At 66.1% G+C, this 2,974-nt stretch carries 4 protein-coding genes; 2 read left to right on the top strand and 2 right to left on the bottom strand.

Going from position 1 to position 2,974, the window contains the following annotated elements:
• Positions 1-128, top strand: a 128-nt coding sequence (rpsI, locus tag EN969_RS24555; RefSeq protein WP_127419466.1) for a 30S ribosomal protein S9, incomplete at its 5' end; no start/stop codon positions are given.
• A 193-nt stretch (positions 129-321) separates the two neighbouring features.
• Here rpsI and EN969_RS24550 read toward each other — a convergent pair.
• Positions 322-1,221, bottom strand: a complete 900-nt coding sequence (locus tag EN969_RS24550; protein WP_013532207.1) for a LysR family transcriptional regulator — start codon at positions 1,219-1,221, stop codon at positions 322-324.
• A gap of 90 nt (positions 1,222-1,311) precedes the next feature.
• On the opposite strand from EN969_RS24550, the gene EN969_RS24545 reads away from it, so the two are divergent.
• A complete protein-coding gene (locus EN969_RS24545; protein ID WP_063167782.1) occupies positions 1,312-2,199 on the top strand; it encodes an aldo/keto reductase family oxidoreductase in 888 nt (295 codons plus the stop codon).
• 51 nt (positions 2,200-2,250) lie between these two features.
• On the opposite strand, the gene EN969_RS24540 is transcribed toward EN969_RS24545, so the two are convergent.
• The coding region (locus EN969_RS24540; protein WP_164758457.1) for a glycerophosphodiester phosphodiesterase family protein at positions 2,251-2,974 on the bottom strand (724 nt) is incomplete at its 5' end.

The following is a 2,974-nucleotide window of genomic DNA, read 5'->3' as shown; positions in this document are numbered from 1 at the left end:
ACTACGAGCCGACGCTGCGCGCCGTGCTCAAGAAGGGCGGCTTCCTGACCCGCGACAGCCGCGTCGTCGAGCGCAAGAAGTACGGCAAGGCCAAGGCCCGTCGTAGCTTCCAGTTTTCCAAGCGCTAAGCACTTCGCAGCTTCAGACAATCGAAAAGGCCGCCTCCGGGCGGCCTTTTTGTTTGCGGCTCGGCAGTCACCCCACCCACGCCTACGGCGCGACCTTCCCATCAAGGGGAGCTAGAAGAGCGCGGCGCCCTACCTCCCCTCAATGGGAAGGTCGGCGCGGAGCGCCGGGTGGGGTGACGGCGCCGGAAACAGGTCAGGCCTTGCCGCCCTTGATATAGTCGATGAACGCCCGCAGCGGGGCCGGAACCAGGCGCCGGCCGGGATAATAGAGAAACGGTCCGGGAAAACTCTGCCACCACGGTTCGAGCACGGGCTCAAGAGCGCCGCTGTCGAAGTAAGGGCGCAGCCAGCCCTCGAAGAGGCCGATGATGCCGGTGCCGGCAATAGCCGCGTCGACGGCAAGATCCGTCGCCCCGCCGATCCGCACGATCAAGGGGCCTGTCGGATCGACCCGCACCACCTCGCCGTCTCGCTCGAATTCCCAGGGCAGCATCGCACCGCTGGCAAAGCGCCCACGCACGCAGGAGTGGCCAAGCAGGTCGCTCGGGTGTTGCGGGCGGCCATGGCGATCAAGATAGGCAGGGCTGGCGGCCGTGGCGAAACGCTGCACGCGCGGTCCGATCGGCACCGCGATCATGTCCTGCTCCAGCCGCTCGTCATAGCGGATGCCGGCATCGCAGCCGGCCGCCAGCACGTCGACGAAGTTCTCGTCGGCGATCACCTCCAGCCGGATACCGGGATAGGCGGCGAGGAAACCCGGCACGATATCGGGCAATATCAGCCGCGCAGCACTGACCGGCACGTTGAGACGCAACGAGCCAGCCGGCCTGTCGCGAAAGCCGTTCACCACGTCCAGCGCCGCCTCCACCTCCGACAGCGCCGGGCCGAGCCGCTCCAGAAGGCTGAGGCCCGCCTCGGTCGGGACAACGCTGCGCGTCGTGCGGTTGAACAGCCTGACACCGAGCTGCACTTCCAGGCGACGCACCGCCTCACTCAGGCCGGAGGCGCTGCCGCCGCTCGCACGCGCGCCGTCGCGAAAGCCGCCGGCGCGCGCCACCGCCACGAAAGCATTCAGATCGCTGAGGTCCATCATTGTTCGCCATTCCGCACGGCCTGTGTGGATTGTACCGGATTATCACGAGGTTGGGCAGCGCCTATCTCTGCCTCCTCAAGGAGATCAATCATGTCCAACATCCAACAATCCGGCACCTTCGCCCCCGCCACCTTCAAGCTTGGCAGCCGCACCGTGAAGCGGCTCGGCTACGGTGCCATGCAACTCGCGGGACCCGGCGTGTTCGGGCCGCCCAAGGATCATGACGCGGCATTGGCCGTGCTGCGCGAGGCGATTGCGCAAGGCGTCGACCATATCGATACCAGCGACTTCTACGGTCCGCACGTCACCAACCGGCTGATCCGCGAGGCGCTGGCGCCCTACCCCCAAGATCTCGTCATCGTCACCAAGATCGGTGCCCGGCGCGGCGCGGATGGATCGTGGCTGCCGGCCTTTTCCGCGGAAGCGCTCACCCAGGCGGTACACGACAATCTCAGCAATCTCGGGCTCGAGGTGCTCGACGTCGTCAACCTACGCATCATGTTCGATACCCATGGCCCCGCCGAAGGATCGATCGAAGCGCCGCTTACCGTGCTGGCCGAGCTCCAACAACAGGGTCTGGTCAGGCACATCGGGCTGAGCAACGTGACGCCGGCGCAGATCGCGCAAGGACGGGGGATCGCCGAGATCGTCTGCGTGCAGAACCAGTACAATCTGGCGCATCGCGGCGACGATGCCCTGATCGACGATCTTGCCCGCGATGGCATCGCCTATGTGCCGTTCTTCCCGCTCGGCGGCTTCAACCCGCTGCAATCCTCCACCCTGTCGGAAATCGCGGCGCGCCTCGGCGCCACGCCAATGCAGGTCGCGCTCGCCTGGCTGCTGCGCCGCGCGCCCAACATCCTGCTGATCCCCGGCACATCGTCGGTCGGGCATCTCGGGGAGAACCTCGCTGCGGCTGAACTGGAATTGCCACAGGATGCGCTTAGCGAACTGGACGGCGTGGCGCTAGCGGCTTGAAGCTAACCAATCTCCCCCCTCGTGAGGGAGATTGGCAGCGTCAGCCGCCGCTTAATTGATGCTCGCCGTATTCGCCGGCTCAACCGGCCGCGCCTCGTCGGCATAAGGCACGCGAAAACCATTCGCGGCCAGCCAGTCGATTGCCGCCTTCGGCTCGTCGGTCTGGATGATGGTGGCGCCGCGATCGGCCCAGAAACCCCAGCTTTCGCGCGGCAGGCTGGCCTGCACCGCCAGTTCGTCGCCGCGGCCGCCGGCGAGGAAGCCGCCCGGTTTGTTGGCGATGGCGTAGGTGTCGGCCCAGATGTGCCAGTTGCCCCTGACTGCGGCCGCGCGCATGCGCGTGCTGAACAGCGGCCCGCCCGTCTCGGTCAGCGTCTCGGCGCCTGCCCGCCAGTTGATCAACTCGATCGCGCGCGGCGAGAAGGCGCGGTCGACCGTCCCGGCGAAACCGGCGTCATGCACCGCGTCATCGGCGATGATCGGCATGAACTGGAAGCCGCCGCCAATGGTCTCCATGGCGGCCTTGACCGTGGAAATCCGTTGTGAATTCCACAGGTTCTCCTTGACGATGACCTGTTCGGCCATGCCGAGACCGCGAGCGACCGCAATCATGCCCGGGAGGGCGCCGACGTCGAGCTTGTTGTCGAGGTTGATGAGGATGCGGTTTCTGGTCGCCATCAGCATCTCGTGCAGCGTCGAGACTGTTTCACTTGTCGCCGCACCGGTGCCCTCGACCACCAGCCGGCATGTCTTCAGTTCGGCCAGCGTGTACATG

The organism is Mesorhizobium sp. M7A.F.Ca.CA.003.01.2.1 (assembly GCF_003998945.1).
GTDB lineage: Bacteria > Pseudomonadota > Alphaproteobacteria > Rhizobiales > Rhizobiaceae > Mesorhizobium > Mesorhizobium ciceri.
The sequence above is the reverse complement of the archived record's forward strand: the minus strand, read 5'-3'. Positions and strand labels throughout refer to the sequence as shown.